Source organism: Photobacterium galatheae (assembly GCF_000695255.1).
Classification (GTDB): Bacteria; Pseudomonadota; Gammaproteobacteria; order Enterobacterales; family Vibrionaceae; genus Photobacterium; species Photobacterium galatheae.
Genome location: NZ_JMIB01000006.1, coordinates 174,567 through 191,356 on the forward strand (window position 1 = coordinate 174,567; position 16,790 = coordinate 191,356).

Below are 16,790 nucleotides of genomic sequence, written 5' to 3' on the forward strand. Positions count from 1 at the left end.
AGATCAACAGACAGGCAGCAACTATGCAGACAACCCGTTTTGAACACCCGTTAAACGAAAAAGTCCGTATTTACCTGCGACTGGAGTACCTGCTACTCCAGATCCATCATGCCCATGATTCCGATGATCCCTGGCAATACCAGGTCTTCTTTCGTGCCCTTTTTGATATTCTCGATATTCTCGATCAGGTGCAGGTGAAAAGTGAATTGGCCAAAGATCTTGATAAACAGCAGCTGCAAATCAAGCAGTGGCTGAATGTTGATGGTGTGGATCAGACCGCAGTCCTTGCCTTACTGGATCAGATAAGATCTGTCCATCACAGCCTGATCAGTTCGCCCCGTCTGGGTCAACACCTGAGGGAAGATCGCTTTCTGGCCGGGATCAAACAACGTTTTTCGCTACCCGGTGGCAGTTGCTGCTTTGATTTGCCCACCCTGCATCACTGGTTGCATCTGCCTTTTGAACGTAAACAGGCCGACATGACAGCCTGGTCTTCGCAACTTCAGCCCATGGCTCGGGCACTGCAGCTGTGGCTGAAAGTGACCCGCGAGTCTGGTCAGTTCAAACCCCGGGTTGCCCGCAACGGATTTTTCCAGCATGATGCCGAGAATGCCAGCCTGCTTCGCCTTCAGGTTTGCCCGAGTTATGGGGTTTACCCTATGATATCCGGCCACCGCAGCCGGTTTGCTGTCCGTTTCCTGCCTTTTGATGAAGGGCAGACAGCAGCAGGCAACCCGGTTGCCGAATGCATTGAATTCACACTAGCAATTTGCTGAGGTTAACGTGTCGCAATCAAAAACACCGACAATCGTCAAATGCCCGACCTGTCAAACTGACGTCGTCTGGGGAGAAGAAAGCCCGTATCGGCCATTCTGTTCCAAACGCTGCCAGCTCATCGATTTAGGGGAATGGGCCGCTGAAGAAAAAGCGATTCCCGGTGCACCGGATCTGTCAGATTCCGACGGCTGGTCTGAAGAAATGTAACGCCATTGTGCGGATCACTGTGATCAGCGGCCCGCACAAATCTTTTCGGCGGTTTACCGGGCCGCCAGTAACTTATCAATCACAGGATAGTTTGCCTCCGGAAACGCAAACTCCCGCAAAGCTTCCAGCGCAACCCACTGCCCTGGCTGTCCCTCTCGGCCATAAGCTTCCCCATCAAAGGCTTTGATCAGAAAAAAGTCGAATTTCAGCGCCTTCTCCGGGTAGTCGTGCTCCAGTGAAATAAAGTGTTCCAGCTCGGTTGCCACAATACCCACTTCTTCGTTCAGCTCCCGAATCACAGCCTGTTCGGCCGTTTCGCCCAGCTCAACCTTACCGCCTGCAAATTCCCAGAACCCGCCTTTATGAACCGTTTCCGGGCGACGGGTAATAAATACTTTATCCTGCTGGCTGTTCAGAATAATGCCAGCCGATATCCAGACTCGTTTTTTTTCCACGCTGTTTACCTGTTTCAATCATAAGTTTCACCCTGAACTTCAGGATGGAATACGACCCAGTGTTTCACCAGTGGCAGAACACAACAAAGGCCGCATGAGCGGCCTTTGAGCGAAGCATCTGCGGTTCGATCAACTGATTCGACCGTGACACTGTTTATATTTCTTCCCTGAACCACAAGGGCATGGCTCATTACGGCCAACTTTACGTTCACCACCCGAGAAGCTGTCATCGCCGCCCTGACTGGTTTCAGCCACAGCACTGGTTGCTTCCTGGTGGTTAAACTGCTGACGGCGAGCCATTTCTTCGGCCATCCGCTGACGTTCCGCTTCAACCCGATCCACTTCTTCCTGCTGTTGCACCCGCACTTTGCTCAGAATCGCGATCACATCAGATTTCAGGCTTTCCAGCATATCCTGGAACAACTCGAAAGACTCACGCTTATATTCCTGTTTCGGGTTCTTCTGCGCATAGCCACGCAGATGAATTCCCTGACGCAGATGATCCATGGCTGCCAGATGCTCTTTCCACAAGGTATCCAGATTCTGCAGCATGACTGTTTTTTCAAAATTACGCAGGACCGGAGCGCCGACTGTCGCTTCTTTTTCCTCGTAAACGCGGACCGCTTCCGCAACGATACGCTCACGTAACGCTTCTTCGTAAAGCTTGTCTTCTTTATCCAGCCAATCCTGAATTGGCAGCTCCAGATCAAAATCGACTCTCAGGCGCTCTTCCAGTCCCGGGATATCCCACATTTCGTCCAGAGACTGTGGCGGGATATAGGTATCGATCATGCTGTTCAGCACATCTTCACGGTTGTGAGTGATCATCTCACTGATATCTTCCGCAAACATCAGCTCATCACGCAGCTCGTAGACCACTTTACGCTGGTCGTTTGCCACATCATCAAACTCGAGCAACTGCTTACGGATATCAAAGTTACGGCCTTCAACCTTGCGTTGGGCGTTCTCGATCGCCTTGGTCACCCATGGGTGTTCAATGGCTTCGCCTTCTTCCATACCCAGTTTCTTCATCATGGCAGAAACACGATCAGAGGCGAAAATTCGCATCAGACCGTCGTCCATCGACAGATAGAAACGGGAAGAACCGGCATCCCCCTGACGACCCGCACGACCACGTAACTGGTTATCGATACGGCGAGATTCATGACGCTCGGTACCGATAATATGCAAACCACCCGATGCCAGCACGGCGTCATGGCGCTCTTTCCATGCCGCTTTGATTGACGCGATCTGTGCTTCCGTCGGGTTCTCCAACATTTCAACTTCAGTCTGCCAGCTACCACCCAGCACGATATCTGTACCACGGCCGGCCATGTTGGTCGCGATGGTCACTGTCCCCGGCTTACCTGCCTGAGCAATAATTTCAGCTTCTTTCTCGTGGAACTTGGCATTCAACACCTGGTGCGCAATACCAGATTTCTTCAGTGCATGAGACAGCAGTTCAGATTTTTCAATCGAGACCGTACCCACCAGTACTGGCTGGCCATTAGCGACACGGGCCTTGATATCTTCAATAATCGCTTCAAACTTCTCACGTTCCGTCATGTAAACCAGATCACCCATATCGTCACGGATCATCGGTCTGTTGGTTGGAACCACCACCGTTTCCAGACCATAAATAGACTGGAATTCAAAAGCTTCTGTATCTGCCGTACCCGTCATACCGGACAGTTTTTCATACAGACGGAAATAGTTCTGGAAGGTGATCGAGGCCAGCGTCTGGTTCTCATTCTGAATCTTCACCCCTTCTTTGGCTTCAACCGCCTGGTGCAGACCTTCAGACCAGCGACGTCCCGGCATCGTCCGGCCGGTATGCTCGTCAACGATGATGACCTCGTTATCCTTCACGATGTAATCGACATCACGCTCAAACAGCACATGTGCGCGTAGTGCGGCATTCACATGGTGCAGCAGAGAAATGTTCGCCGGTGAATACAGGGTGTCATCTTCCTGCATCAGACCGTGCTGCTTCAGAAGCTCTTCCACGAACTCCTGGCCGTTCTCAGTCAGGTGAACCTGCTTGGATTTTTCATCAACCGTGTAATGACCTTCGCCACGGTATTCCTCGCTGTCCTCTTTGTCCTGTCGCACCAGTTCAGGGATCAGGGTATTGATCTTGGTGTAGAGTTCAGAGCTGTCTTCTGCCGGGCCGGAGATGATCAGTGGGGTACGGGCTTCATCAATCAGAATGGAGTCCACTTCATCCACAACAGCGAAGAAGCGCTCACGCTGTACTCGGTCTTCCGGACGGAAAGCCATGTTATCGCGCAGATAGTCAAAGCCAAATTCGTTATTGGTTCCGTACAGGATGTCACAGGCGTAAGCTTCTTTCTTCACCTGTGGTGGCATTTGAGACAGGTTCACACCCACCGTCATGCCCAGGAATTCAAACAGCGGACGGTTTGTCTCTGCATCACGGCTGGCCAGGTAGTCGTTGACCGTAACAATGTGAACACCTTTGCCGGTCAGAGCATTCAGATAAGCAGGTAGGGTCGCCGTCAAGGTTTTACCCTCACCGGTACGCATTTCAGCAATCTGGCGATTGTTCAGAACCATACCGCCAATCATCTGAACATCGAAATGACGCATGCCAAAGACACGCTTGGAAGCTTCACGAACAGTCGCAAAAGCTTCTGGTAACAGTTGATCCAGGGTTTCACCCTGATCCAGTCGCTGACGGAACTCAGCTGTTTTTGCCTTTAGCGCTTCATCCTGCAGGCTTTCAAATTCAGGTTCTAGCTTGTTGATCTCATCAACAATTTTACGCAAACGTCGAATGGTACGGTCGTTGCGGCTGCCGATAACTTTAGTCAGTAGTTTTGATAACATGGCGGTGCCGTTTTACTCTTTGTGATATCAGATCCCAGCACAGGCGCAGGCTGAGGACTCAAAAATTGCCATCATGACGAAGCGATTCCATGCTCCGTCCCTCTCCAGACAGGCAATCAAGACTGCCGCCAGGATGAAAACAAATGTCAGTGATGGTGATATTGTGTTTCCCTAACAGAATTTCAAGGGCAATCAGGGCACAATAGCATGCTTTGTGAAATGGAGCCATTCACCAACCCGCCCACGGACAGCTCTCGAATTTGTTATGATAAAAAAATAATGACAGGAACGCCTAGACTTATCACAGTTACTTCGCAACCAGATACAAAAACTTAGATCTCACTCTGTTCCATGGGTTCTTCGTATTCATTTAAATAAGGTTTTCAGCAGTTTTATGAGAGATCACCGCCCACAAACGACAGCCAGTTTGCTTGATGATGACAGCGCCTTGGGCAATATCCAGCAACGCGCGATGGCACTTCACAAACTCAACACTCAGGTTCAGCAATACCTCAGCTGCGCCCAGGCATGTCGCGTCAGTAATTATCGTCAGGGCGTTCTGGTGATTGAGGTTGCTTCAGCCGCCTGGTCGATGCGGCTCAATTATGAGCGGAACCAGCTCATCAAACGGTTACGTGAACACACCCTGCCCAAGTTGCAGGATATTCAAATCACGATCAATCCATCATTGGCAGCGGAACCGATCAAAGCAGACACAACGCCAGTTCTGAAACGCAAGCCAATTTCTGCCCGGGCAGCCCAGTCGCTCATGGAAACCGCTCAGGATGCACCCGCAAAAATTAAAGCCCGTCTGGAAAGGCTGGCTGCACTGGCGAATAAAAATAAATAATCTGCTGCGCTTCCCTCACACCGCCAGCATTCTTGTTCGATGATACGAATCCCAACACCGGAAAAACGTCACTTATGACGTCTGACGGCCATCCCTGAGTCGATAATTTTTGAGATAGATGGCCAGCGCTTCCAGTTTGTCCCTGAAACCTTTTGATTTTTCATACAAGGGCTTACTGTAGACCGCTTTCAAATCGTCCATCGTTAAAGAAGCATCCAGAAATTGATTCAGGGCCTCAAGAGTTTGCTCCGGTTTCAGTTGCAGATCTTCAAACTGAAACGCCAGATATGGCTGCTCGTTTTCATGGAGAAAATGCTTCAGCGTCTCTGTCACGCCCTGGTTGTAATGGCGGGTGAATGTTCGGCTTTGAATATGGCGACGCTGATTGGATGTGATCCAAGACTGCTCTTCATCTCTTGTCAAAATAATGAAAGCAATTTGATTCAAGTCCAGAAGCTGAGCCCAGATCCTGATGGTGAAGGTCAGACGCGGATCTTTCCAGATCCAAGGTTGATGTTGATTCAGGCGGTGAATGAAGGATTGATAAGGTTGTAAGTCTATACGGTCCGCACGATTGGCAAGTTCAGATACCAGCGCTTCAGATATTAGTTCTCGCTCACTATCTCCTTGATAACCAATATCTTTCATCAACTGTTTATTCAGCGCGACCAGCTCAGTATTTTCAAAGGTATCGTAATCCACCTTTGCGACAGTGCTGTCTCCCGGCCAATAACCTGCTCGGGAAATCAAAGCTGTAAAAGCTGAACTCCCCGTCCATCCGTGAGTCAGTATAATCACGTTTTTTTTCATTTTCCTGCCCGCAAAACCGACTTATTTATCGCAAGTATAGTGGCAATTTTGCCATGCGGTTGCTTTTGTCGGTCGCGAGCAGAAGGAGGAGTGTGTTAGGCCAGTACCATACCTGGTTGAGCAAAAGTGACAGGCACGTCGGCTTCATCCTGGAAGGTCGACCACTCATAAGCTTCCTGGTCAGCCAGCACTGCACGCAACAGTTTATTATTCAGGGCATGACCAGACTTATAAGCCACCATCTCACCAATGACATTGTGACCACACATGTAAAGATCGCCAATGGCGTCCAGAACTTTGTGTGTGACCAGTTCATTGTCGAAGCGCAGGCCTTCGTCGTTCAGAATGCGGTAATCATCAAGAACAATCGCATTATCGAAGCTACCACCCAGACACAGATTCTGAGATTGCAGGTATTCGATGTCACGCATGAACCCGAAGGTTCGTGCACGGCTGATATCTTTCACAAACGACTGACTGGAAAAGTCCAGAACCAGACGCTGCTGATCAGCATCAATCGCCGGGTGATTAAATTCAATCGCGAAATCCAGACGGAAACCGTTGTATGGTCTCAGCTCTGCCCATTTATCGCCATCTTCAACCCGAACCGTTTTTTTCAGACGCAGAAAACGCTTTGGCGCATTCAGTGTCTCAATCCCAGCGGATTGCAGCAGATAAATGAATGGGCTGGCGCTCCCGTCCATAATTGGAATTTCCGGTGCGTCCACTTCCACAATTACATTGTCAATACCCATACCCGCAAGCGCGGCATTCAGGTGTTCAACAGTTGAGATGCGTACGCCCTGATCGTTCACCAGCGCGGTGCACAACATGGTATCTCGCACAGAATCAGCATTCGCAGGAAAATCCACTGGCGGATTCAGATCTGTACGACGATAGATAACACCAGTATTTGCGGCTGCCGGGCGCAGAATAAGCGTCACTTTACGACCTGAGTGAAGACCCACCCCAATCGTTTTCACGATGCTTTTTAGTGTACGTTGTCTGATCATCTGCTTACTCGTCTCAACTGACTGATGACTATATATCGACCGCCATGGTGCAAACTTTAATGCGGCCAGGCGGTCATCTTACCACTAATCGTGATCTAACCCAAACTTTTTAAAATTAGTCTGCCTGCTTGCGTAAAAACGCAGGGATATCCAGGTAGTCATGATCAGCTTGCTGTTTTGGCTTAGCCGCAGTTGCAGCTGCACCCGACTGAACATTTTTCTCTGCCGCTGGCTGAACCGTCTGTGACTTGATCGTTTCTTCCTGCGGTTCTGGCTGAACAACCGGCTTTTCCTGGACCGCAGGCTTCGCTGAACTTGTCACCAAGGTGATATCCGGCTTCGCTTCTTTACCAATGCCAGTCGCCACAACCGTCACACGCAGCTCATCGCTCATGTCTGGATCCAGTGATGTACCAATCACCACGGTCGCATTATCCGATGCGAACGCTTTCACGGTGTTACCCACAGTTTCGAATTCGTCCAGACGCATATCCAGACCCGCCGTGATATTCACCAGAACGCCACGCGCGCCGGCCAGATCGATATCTTCCAGCAGCGGGCTGGAAATCGCCATCTCGGCCGCTTCTTCTGCACGGTCTTCACCGGTTGCAACACCACTGCCCATCATGGCGTGACCCATTTCAGACATCACGGTACGTACGTCTGCAAAGTCGACGTTGATCATCCCTGGACGGGTGATCAGCTCGGCAATACCCTGTACAGCATTCTTCAAGACATCATTGGCTTTCGCAAACGCGTCCAGCAGGGTAATACCACGACCCAATACTTTCAGTAGTTTTTCATTCGGAATCGTGATCAGGGAATCAACGTGCTTTGACAGCTCTTCAATGCCCTGTTCCGCAAACGCCATGCGTTTTTTCCCTTCAAAGCTGAAAGGCTTAGTCACTACAGCAACGGTCAGAATACCCAGCTCTTTCGCAACTTCAGCAATAATTGGCGCAGCACCTGTACCGGTACCACCACCCATGCCTGCCGCGATAAAGACCATATCTGAACCGTCCAGTGCTTCACGTATTGCTTCACGATCTTCCAGCGCTGAGTCGCGGCCAACCTGAGGGTTCGCCCCTGCACCCAAACCTTTCGTGATGTCACCGCCAATCTGGATCACTGTGCCAACGTTGCTTTTACGCAGCGCCTGAGCATCAGTATTCACACTGATGAAGTGTACGCCTTCAATCGACTCACGGACCATGTGATCAACAGCGTTACCACCGCCACCGCCAACGCCAATGACTTTAATTACCGCTTCATCAGACAATTCCATCATCGGTTCAAACATGTGTTCTCTCCGTTTTTCCTGTTCGCATCAGGTTTAAAATTCTTTTCTTAGCCAACCACTAATTTTAGTGAACAAGCCTGCCACTGAACGCTTGGGCTCCAACTCACTATCTTCAAATGTCTGACTGTCCTTTCCGTAATGCAGTAATCCTACTGCCGTTGCGTAATGCGGGGCCTGGACATAGTCCGTTAAGCCACTTAATGCCAGCGGTCGGCCCAAACGTACCTGATTCCGGAAAACCCGTTCAGCACATTCAATCAGCCCTTCCATTTGTGAGGCACCGCCGGTTAACACGATTCCAGCTGCCAGCTGGTGTTTGACACCCGTATTACGCAGTTGTTCTTGTATTTCCACCAACTTCTGATTCACCAGACCCAGCAATTCGCTGTAACGCGGTTCAATCACTTCCGCAAGCGTCTGGCTTTGCAGGCTGCGCGACGGCCGTCCGCCCACACTGGGAACGTCGACCTTGGCGTCTTTACTGACCAACTCGCTCAGTGCGCAGCCATACTTCACTTTAATTTCCTCAGCATCCCCAGGTGGGGTACCAAAGGCATAGGCAATGTCGCTGGTGACCACATTACCCGCATAAGGGATGACTTCCGCATGCCGAAGCGCACCACCGGTCCACACAGCCATATCCATGGTTCCCCCACCGATATCCACCACACAGACACCCAGTTCACGCTCGTCCGCGGTTAACACCGCATAGCTGGCCGCCAGCCCTGAGAAGATCAACTGATCCACTTTTAATCCGCAGCGTTCAACGGCTTTTACGATGTTCCTTGCCATATCATTGTGACAAGTAATCATATGCACGCTGGCTTCCATCCGCACACCAGACAAACCAACCGGGTTTTTAATCCCTTCCTGGTAGTCAATCGCAAACTCTTGCGGGATGACATGCAAGGTTCGGTGTTCGTCACTGATTTTGACCGACTTTGCGGTGTGAATGACGTTATCCACATCATCCTGAGTCACTTCTTTGTCGGAAATCGGCACCATCCCTTTCTCGGTCTGGCAACGAATATGTTTTCCGGACAACGACAGATACACAGAGGTAATCTGACAATCTGCCATGAGCTCTGCTTGGTCAACCGCTCGCTGCACGGATTTAACGACAGATTCGAGATCGTTCACGCCGCCTTTATCCATGCCTTTCGACGGGCTGCTGCCCACACCAATGACATTGACCAGGCCATCCGGCAATGCCTCACCGACCAAAGCACAGACTTTGGAAGTACCGATATCAAGGCCAACAATGAGTTTTTTATCTGTTGCCTTCGTCATTAGCGTACGCTCTATTCCTGAACTACTTCTTCATTATTCTGCTGCCAACCTACGGCGACACCCGTATCGTAACGCAGATCGACATAATCTATCGCTTTACCCTGCTGTTCCAGCTCGGGGTAAAGCCATAAAAAGCGCTTAATTCTTTCCAGTCTTGCTTCCCGGCCCAGTTCCAGTCGGATACCGTTACTCAGCCAGATCCGCCAGGACCGCCGTTGATTCAAGGACAGCCTAACAATTTCCAATCCGCCGCGCTGCAACTCAGGTTGCATTTCGCGCCACGTTTTCAGCATTTCTTCGCTACTACCATCCGGACCTTCCAGTGTCACCAAAGACTCACCAGAAACGTCCGATGCAGGTGCCTCGAACACCAACCCCTGCTGATTCACCAGAAATCTGTCGTTCCAGACCGCCGCAGGCCGATGCTCAACCAGATAAACTTTCACCGTATCTGGCCACTGTTTACGAACCGATGCGCGAGCAACCCAGGGAAGCGCTTCAAGCGCATGCTGGATTTCATCGACATCTTGCAGCATAAAACTGCTTAATTCGCCCATCTCCAGGATTCCCTGCCTGACCTGTTCCGTCGTCAGATGTTCAAGATCCCCCTGGATCACCAGCTGCGAGAGCGGCATACGGTTAGCATCCGTCATCCAATGCATCACGGATACAAACAGCCAGATCATCCCGGCAATCACCAAAGCCAGAAAGCTCAGATCACGCCACTGGGATAATGGGCCAGAAACCCAATGATTCTGCTTTAAGGCTGCCTCAGTCATGATTTAACACTTCATTTCCTGAACCATATCAGTCTGCCGTTATTTTGTTCGCCAGACAAGCGAAGTGAAGACTTACCTGTCATAAAATTTCATCAGATTCGGGCGAGGACAGCAAAAAAGTTGGCCGATTATACCGACCAACACGATGCTCTCCAACTATTGTCCGCAATTTCCTGTCGGGAATCATCATTGCATATTCATTGACAGGATTTTTCAGCCTTTTGCCACAAGCTTAGCGAATAAGTGCAAGAAAGTGACACAAAATATCCCTGATTTTAGTGACAGGCTGGCTCTGGAGCACATTATTTCTTCATTTTTTTCACATCAAGCGCCAATGCAGCCAGTTGACGTGCAATTTTACCAACATCACCAGCACCTTGCGTCAGGACCAGGTCATTCTCTTGCATGACATTCGCCAATGCAGCAGGTAAAGCGGCAGCATTCGGAACAAAAATCGGATCAACTTTACCCCGACCGCGAATAGTCCGGCAGAGCGAACGGCCATCAGCGCCCGGAATCGGCGCTTCACCGGCACTGTAAACATCCAGCATCAACAGGACATCAACCTGCTCCAGCACATTGGCAAAATCATCATAGAGATCACGGGTCCGGCTATAACGGTGCGGCTGAAAGATCATCACCAGGCGTTTATCCGGCCAACCTGCACGGGCCGCCTGAATCGTCACATCAACTTCACTCGGATGGTGACCATAGTCATCCACCAGCATGACTTTCCCTTTTCCGGTGTCAAACTCACCCAGCTGATCAAAACGACGCCCCGTCCCTTCAAACTCAGCCAGCGCGCGCAGGATCGCGTCATCTTCAACGCCTTCTTCCGTCGCAACCGCAACAGCCGCAGCAGCATTCAGGGCATTATGTCGTCCCGGAATGTTCAGCGTGACCGACAAAGCAGGCTTCCCTTTACGCTGAATCGTGAAATGTCCCTGCTGGCCCTGCTGACGATAGTCAACCAGACGTACATCCGCATCTTCCGAGAACCCATAAGTGATCACCTGCCGACCCACACGAGGCAGCAGTTCACGAACGACTGGATCATCAATACACATCACAGCCAGCCCGTAGAACGGCAAGTTATGCAGAAAATCGATGAAGGTCTGTTTCAAATTTTCGAAGTCACCGCCATAGGTATCCATGTGGTCTGCTTCAATATTGGTCACCACAGACACCATCGGCTGCAGGTGAATAAATGACGCATCACTTTCATCGGCTTCCGCAATCAGATAGCGGCTGGACCCCAGACGCGCATTGGTGCCGGCACTTTTCACCAGACCGCCGTTCACAAAGGTCGGATCTAACCCTGCTTCTGAGTAAATCTGAGTGGTCAGTGCCGTCGTCGTGGTTTTCCCGTGCGTACCGGCAATGGCAATGCCGTGACGATAACGCATCAGCTCTGCCAGCATCTCAGCCCGACGCACAACAGGAATACGGAGTTCACGGGCTGCCTTCAGCTCAGGATTATCGGCTGCAATCGCGGTCGAGACCACGACAACACTGGCACCTTCCACATTGCTACTGGCATGACCAAAAAACAGCGCCGCACCTCGCGCTGAAAGACGTTCAGTGACAGTGTTCGGTGTAATATCTGAACCGCTGATCCGATACCCTTCATTCAGGAGTACCTCAGCGATCCCACTCATGCCGGCACCGCCGATTCCAACAAAGTGAATGCGCTCAACCCGGCGCATTTCTGGCACCATTGTTCTGATTTTTGCTATTTGCTGGTTATCCAGTTTATTCATCACTCTGTTCTCTTATCTGTTACTTTGCCTGCGCCTTAATCACGTCTGCCACCCGGACATCCGCATCAAGAATCGCAGCTTTTCTCGCCGCCACAGCCATACTCAGCAAAGCCGGGCGATCCAGGGTCGCAATCTGCTGTGCCAGTTTGTCTGCGGTTAATTCCGGCTGTTCAATCATATAAGCGGCACCACAAGCCACTAAATGGTCGGCATTCAATGCCTGCTGGCGATCCTGATGCATAAAAGGAACGAAAATCGCACCCACACCGGCTGCCGACAACTCAGAAACGGTCAGCGCACCAGACCGGCAGACCACCAAATCAGCCCAGTCGTACGCAGATGCCACATCATCAATAAATTCAGTCACTTTATACTGAGGCACACCGGCCTCGGTATAGGCCAGCTCGGTACTGGCCTGATTCCCCTTGCCAGCCTGATGCCAGACATCGACAGCCTTGCCCAATGTCGCCGCAGCCTGTGGCAGGGTTTGATTCAGAATCCGAGCCCCCTGGCTGCCACCCATCACCAAAATACGGATCGGGCCATCCCGCTCAGCCAGCCGTCTGTCAGGCGAAGCCAGTTCGGTAACATCCCGGCGAACCGGATTCCCAACCACGTTTTTTCCCGGGAATGCACCGGGAAACGCCTGTAACACCTGCGAGGCAATCCGGGACAACCAACGATTCGTCAGCCCCGCAACCGCATTCTGCTCATGTAAAATCACCGGAATGCCGCTGAGCCAGGCAGCAACACCGCCCGGCCCGCTCACATAACCGCCCATGCCCAGCACGGCATCCGGTTGCCAGGCCTTGATATAGCGACGAGCCTGAGCAATCGCGCCCAGAATCTGAAACGGCGCAGCCAGTAACTTCTTCAGTCCCTGCCCACGCAAGCCTTTCACCTGAATAAAATCGATCTCAATACCATGTTTAGGCACCAGTTCGGCTTCCATCCGGTCGGCTGTACCCAGCCAGCGAATTTCCCAGCCTTGCTGCTGGAGCTGGCGAGCTACAGCCAGCGCCGGAAATACGTGACCGCCGGTTCCGCCAGCCATGATTAACAGGCGTTTATTTTTCTTCATTGTCATTTTCATCACTTATTTGAGCGTGCCCGAAACGCGCCTGATGGCGCTGCTCATGGTCAATCCGCAACAGAATCGCCACGGCAGTCGACATAATGAATAAACTGGAGCCACCATAACTGATCAGCGGTAATGTCAGGCCTTTCGTCGGCACCATACCGGCCGCCGCCCCCACATTGACCAGTGTCTGGAATGCAAACCAAAAACCAATCCCGAACGCCAGAAAGCCGCCAAAGAGCTGGCCCGACTGCAGGCTTTTCCGGCCAATCAGCAGCGCCTTAAAGACCAAAGCAAAGATCAGCAGCAAAACCACAGTGACCCCCACCAGCCCCAGCTCTTCAGCCAAAACGGCAAAGACAAAGTCCGTATGAGCTTCCGGCAGATACTCAAGTTTCTGAATGGAGTTGCCCAAGCCCTGTCCCAGCCAGTCTCCCCGGCCGAACGCCATCAACGACTGAGTCAGCTGATAGCCACTGCCGAACGGATCTTCCCAAGGATCAAGAAAGGCCGTCACCCGACGCATCCGGTAGGGCTCAAAAACAATCAGCATCACAATGCCAACCAGCGCCATCGACAGCATCGCAAGGAACTGCCACAGCCTGGCACCGGCAATGAACAACATCCCGAGTGTTGTGACAAACATCACCACGAAGGAACCCAGATCCGGCTGCAGCAACAGCAGGATTGCCATCAGAGCCAACACCACCAGCGGCTTAATAAAGCCATAGAAACTCTGCCGAACCTGCTGATACTGACGGACCAGATATCCGGACAGAAAGACAAAAAGCGACAACTTCGCCACTTCGGCCGGCTGCAGATTAAAGATCCCCAGCGGGATCCAGCGCACGGCTCCGTTGACCGAGCGCCCCAGAACCAGCACGATGACCAGCAACGCCAATGACACGAACAGCATGGGAACACTCAACTGACGCCAGCGCGCCAGCGGGATCTGAACCATCAGTGCCGCGATCACCAGTGCACAAACCAGGAAAAATGCATGACGCAGGGCAAAATAGAAAGGGATGTCGGTCAGTCGGGTCGCCACCGGAATGGAAGCTGAGCTCACCACGACCAGCCCGGTCACCATCAGAGACAGGCTGATCCAAACCAATTGCCGATCATACTGACAGGGCGGTGCGGGCCGGCTGAACCACTGGCTGATTTCGAACAGGGCATCTTTGACCCCTTTCAGCATACTTGTGCTCCCTGCACCTGATCTTTCAGGATGTTCGCCAGTTCAGCAAAGGCATCGCCGCGGGCCATAAAATTCGGGTACTGATCCAGGCTGGCACAAGCCGGTGACAGCAGCACCATATCTCCGGCGGTGGCCTCTGCTGCAGCAATCGCCATCGCCTGATCCAGCGTTTCCACCACAACCGGGTTCGCTGTCAGTGACACAAGCCGGTGACCATCACGACCAAAGCAGTACAACTGTACATTCAGCGTTTCCAGAACAGCTTTCAGCGGCGCAAAATCAGCGCCTTTACTGTCGCCGCCAACCAGCAGATGCAAACGCCCCGGGAGCGACAATCCATTCAGCGCCGCCAGGGTACTGGCGAGATTGGTCGCTTTGGAATCGTTTACCCAATCCACACCATGCGCCTGCACGACACGCTGGCACCGATGCGGCAGACCAGTATAGCGACGCAGCACCCGACAGGATGCTTCGCGATCAATGCCAGCGGCATCAGCCAGCGCCAGAGCCGCCAGACTATTGGCAACATTATGGCGGCCCACGAGCGCAAGTGCTTTACTTGGCAGGATCGGCGCACCATTCACGGCAAGATATTCTTCCTGCTGATATTGGATCAGCCCGTAATCCTGCTCATCAAAACCAAAACTGCTCTGCTTACCAGCAAACTCTACTGGCAGCGTCGCGGTATCGTCACGATTGCTGATCGCCAACTGAGCGTGACGGTAAATTCGCTGTTTTGCCAATCCGTAATCCGTCAAACTGTCGTACCTGTCCATATGATCTTCAGACAGATTCAGATAGGCCGCAGCAACCAGATCCAGTGAGGCAGTCGTTTCAAGCTGGAAGCTGGACAGTTCCAGAACATACAGCTCATTTTGCTGCCCCAGCATATTGAGTGCCGCCAGACCGATATTGCCCCCGACACCAACCTTGATGCCAGCTTCCCTTGCCATTTCACCCACCAGACTGGTGACCGTGCTTTTACCGTTAGAACCGGTAATGGCAACGACAGGTTTATCTGCCGCCCAGGCAAAGAGTTCGATATCCCCAACGATCGGGATCCCGGCAGCCGCCGCAGTTTTCAACGACGGCGTCGACAAAGCTACTCCCGGATTGGCGACAATCAGATCGGCATCCAGCAACCAGTCCATTTGCCATTCACCCGCACTCAGCGCAACATCTGCCGGCAACTGTTCGTGGCCCGGCGGATTCACACGGGTATCAATCACCCGGATCTGCGGTGCCTCAGGCTGTCTTTTCAGGTGGTTCACCACAGACAGTCCGGTGACACCCAATCCCACGACAACGACCTTTTTTGCCAGCGCCAAGCGATCCATGTTAACGCACCTTCAGCGTTGCCAGCGCAAACAGCACCAGCATCAGTGTGATGATCCAAAAACGCACGATCACACGTGGCTCCGGCCAGCCTTTCAGTTCATAGTGATGATGAATTGGCGCCATTCGGAAGATACGCTGACCGCGCAGTTTGTAAGAACCGACCTGCAGGATCACCGACACCGTTTCCATAACAAACACACCGCCCATGATCACCAACAGCAGCTCCTGACGGACCAGCACCGCAATGGTTCCCAGCGCACCGCCCAGTGCCAGTGAGCCTACATCACCCATAAAGACCTGAGCGGGATACGTGTTGAACCACAGGAAACCCAGCCCGGCACCGACAATTGCGGCACAGACGACCACGAGTTCACTGGCGTTGCTGATATACGGAATATTCAGATAACTGGCAAAATTCACGTTCCCGGTTGCCCAGGCAATGAACGCCATGCCTGCTGCAACCATGACAGTTGGCATAATCGCCAGGCCGTCCAGACCATCGGTCAGGTTCACCGCATTACTGGTTCCCACAATCACAAAATAGGTCAGAGCAATATAAAGCAAACCCAGTTGCGGCATCACTTCTTTGAAGAACGGCACGACCAATTGCGTCGCAGCCGTGTCTTTCCCGTGTGCATACAGGGCAAAAGCCACCACCAGCGCAATCACCGACTGCCAGAAATACTTCCAGCGGGCGATCAGACCATCGGTATTTTTACGGACCACTTTACGGTAGTCATCGATGAAACCTACAACGCCATAGCCCAGCATCACCGTCAGGACGGCCCAGACATAAGGGTTGCTCAGATCAGACCATAACAGCACGGTAAAAGTGATCGCAGCCAGGATCATAATCCCACCCATGGTCGGTGTCCCGCGCTTGCTGAAATGCGACTCCGGGCCGTCATGGCGGACCACCTGACCAATTTGCATCATCTGCAGACGGGCAATCAGACGTGGCCCCATCCACAGAGAAAGGATCAACGCAGTCAACACACTGATAATGGCGCGAAACGTCAGGTATTCAAATAAACGGAAAAAAGGAAAAGTCGACTCAAGTAAGTCTGCTAACCAAAAAATCATTC

15 protein-coding genes are annotated in these 16,790 nt (G+C 51.9%); 3 read left to right on the forward strand and 12 right to left on the reverse strand.

Annotated elements, in window-relative coordinates; translation table 11 throughout:
- Positions 1-23 precede the first annotated feature (23 nt).
- Together zapD and yacG are read left to right on the forward strand one after the other, a co-directional pair.
- Positions 24-776 carry a cell division protein ZapD gene (zapD, locus tag EA58_RS04750; RefSeq protein WP_036749581.1) on the forward strand — a complete coding sequence of 251 codons (753 nt, stop codon included), beginning with the start codon at positions 24-26 and terminating at the stop codon, positions 774-776.
- Between the two features lie 7 nt (positions 777-783).
- Positions 784-984 (forward strand): DNA gyrase inhibitor YacG, encoded by a 201-nt coding sequence (gene yacG / locus EA58_RS04755; RefSeq protein ID WP_036749585.1) that lies wholly within the window; start codon positions 784-786, stop codon positions 982-984.
- A gap of 53 nt (positions 985-1,037) precedes the next feature.
- Here the strand turns inward: yacG and mutT are convergent, their stop codons facing one another.
- Both mutT and secA read right to left on the reverse strand, forming a co-directional pair.
- Positions 1,038-1,439, reverse strand: a complete 402-nt coding sequence (mutT, locus tag EA58_RS04760) for an 8-oxo-dGTP diphosphatase MutT (protein WP_036749589.1) — start codon at positions 1,437-1,439, stop codon at positions 1,038-1,040.
- A 129-nt stretch (positions 1,440-1,568) separates the two neighbouring features.
- Entirely contained in the window at positions 1,569-4,289 is a 2,721-nt protein-coding gene (secA, locus tag EA58_RS04765; protein ID WP_036749591.1) for a preprotein translocase subunit SecA, read from the reverse strand.
- 394 nt (positions 4,290-4,683) lie between these two features.
- Between secA and EA58_RS04770 the strand changes: the two genes are divergently transcribed.
- Complete coding sequence (locus EA58_RS04770) at positions 4,684-5,139, forward strand: DUF721 domain-containing protein (protein WP_036749593.1); 456 nt, start codon at positions 4,684-4,686, stop codon at positions 5,137-5,139.
- A 72-nt stretch (positions 5,140-5,211) separates the two neighbouring features.
- On the opposite strand, the gene EA58_RS04775 is transcribed toward EA58_RS04770, so the two are convergent.
- The 10 genes from EA58_RS04775 to mraY form a co-directional block, all read right to left on the reverse strand.
- The gene (locus EA58_RS04775; protein ID WP_152547935.1) at positions 5,212-5,937 is read right to left on the reverse strand and encodes a hypothetical protein; all 726 of its coding nucleotides are present in this window, start codon (positions 5,935-5,937) and stop codon (positions 5,212-5,214) included.
- A gap of 107 nt (positions 5,938-6,044) precedes the next feature.
- Positions 6,045-6,962 (reverse strand): UDP-3-O-acyl-N-acetylglucosamine deacetylase, encoded by a 918-nt coding sequence (gene lpxC, locus EA58_RS04780; protein ID WP_036749598.1) that lies wholly within the window; start codon positions 6,960-6,962, stop codon positions 6,045-6,047.
- A gap of 115 nt (positions 6,963-7,077) precedes the next feature.
- On the reverse strand, positions 7,078-8,262 hold the full coding sequence (ftsZ, locus tag EA58_RS04785; RefSeq protein ID WP_036749600.1) for a cell division protein FtsZ: 1,185 nt from the start codon (positions 8,260-8,262) through the stop codon (positions 7,078-7,080).
- A gap of 33 nt (positions 8,263-8,295) precedes the next feature.
- Positions 8,296-9,552, reverse strand: coding sequence for a cell division protein FtsA (gene ftsA, locus EA58_RS04790; RefSeq protein WP_036749603.1), 1,257 nt, complete (start codon positions 9,550-9,552; stop codon positions 8,296-8,298).
- A gap of 11 nt (positions 9,553-9,563) precedes the next feature.
- Entirely contained in the window at positions 9,564-10,331 is a 768-nt protein-coding gene (locus EA58_RS04795) for a cell division protein FtsQ/DivIB (protein ID WP_036749606.1), read from the reverse strand.
- Positions 10,332-10,633: 302 nt separating this feature from the next.
- On the reverse strand, positions 10,634-12,091 hold the full coding sequence (gene murC, locus EA58_RS04800) for a UDP-N-acetylmuramate--L-alanine ligase (RefSeq protein ID WP_036749609.1): 1,458 nt from the start codon (positions 12,089-12,091) through the stop codon (positions 10,634-10,636).
- Between the two features lie 19 nt (positions 12,092-12,110).
- Positions 12,111-13,172: an undecaprenyldiphospho-muramoylpentapeptide beta-N-acetylglucosaminyltransferase gene (gene murG / locus EA58_RS04805; protein WP_036749612.1), complete on the reverse strand. Its 1,062-nt coding sequence runs from the start codon at positions 13,170-13,172 to the stop codon at positions 12,111-12,113.
- Positions 13,159-14,367: a cell division protein FtsW gene (ftsW, locus tag EA58_RS04810; RefSeq protein WP_036749615.1), complete on the reverse strand. Its 1,209-nt coding sequence runs from the start codon at positions 14,365-14,367 to the stop codon at positions 13,159-13,161. The genes murG and ftsW overlap by 14 nt, the downstream gene beginning before the upstream one ends.
- Positions 14,361-15,704 carry a UDP-N-acetylmuramoyl-L-alanine--D-glutamate ligase gene (gene murD, locus EA58_RS04815; protein WP_036749617.1) on the reverse strand — a complete coding sequence of 448 codons (1,344 nt, stop codon included), beginning with the start codon at positions 15,702-15,704 and terminating at the stop codon, positions 14,361-14,363. Before murD ends, ftsW begins: the two co-directional genes overlap by 7 nt.
- Before the next feature lies 1 nt (position 15,705).
- Positions 15,706-16,788, reverse strand: coding sequence for a phospho-N-acetylmuramoyl-pentapeptide-transferase (mraY, locus tag EA58_RS04820; protein ID WP_036749620.1), 1,083 nt, complete (start codon positions 16,786-16,788; stop codon positions 15,706-15,708).
- Between the last annotated feature and the right edge of the window lie 2 nt (positions 16,789-16,790).

Coding starts and splice junctions, on each gene's coding strand:
- zapD (WP_036749581.1), top strand. CDS start 24: ATGCAGACAACCCGTTTTGAACACCCGTTAAACGAAAAAGTCCGTATT.
- secA (WP_036749591.1), bottom strand. CDS start 4,289: ATGTTATCAAAACTACTGACTAAAGTTATCGGCAGCCGCAACGACCGT.
- EA58_RS04770 (WP_036749593.1), top strand. CDS start 4,684: ATGAGAGATCACCGCCCACAAACGACAGCCAGTTTGCTTGATGATGAC.
- lpxC (WP_036749598.1), bottom strand. CDS start 6,962: ATGATCAGACAACGTACACTAAAAAGCATCGTGAAAACGATTGGGGTG.
- ftsZ (WP_036749600.1), bottom strand. CDS start 8,262: ATGTTTGAACCGATGATGGAATTGTCTGATGAAGCGGTAATTAAAGTC.
- ftsA (WP_036749603.1), bottom strand. CDS start 9,552: ATGACGAAGGCAACAGATAAAAAACTCATTGTTGGCCTTGATATCGGT.
- EA58_RS04795 (WP_036749606.1), bottom strand. CDS start 10,331: ATGACTGAGGCAGCCTTAAAGCAGAATCATTGGGTTTCTGGCCCATTA.
- murC (WP_036749609.1), bottom strand. CDS start 12,091: ATGAATAAACTGGATAACCAGCAAATAGCAAAAATCAGAACAATGGTG.
- murG (WP_036749612.1), bottom strand. CDS start 13,172: ATGAAGAAAAATAAACGCCTGTTAATCATGGCTGGCGGAACCGGCGGT.
- ftsW (WP_036749615.1), bottom strand. CDS start 14,367: ATGCTGAAAGGGGTCAAAGATGCCCTGTTCGAAATCAGCCAGTGGTTC.
- murD (WP_036749617.1), bottom strand. CDS start 15,704: ATGGATCGCTTGGCGCTGGCAAAAAAGGTCGTTGTCGTGGGATTGGGT.
- mraY (WP_036749620.1), bottom strand. CDS start 16,788: ATGATTTTTTGGTTAGCAGACTTACTTGAGTCGACTTTTCCTTTTTTC.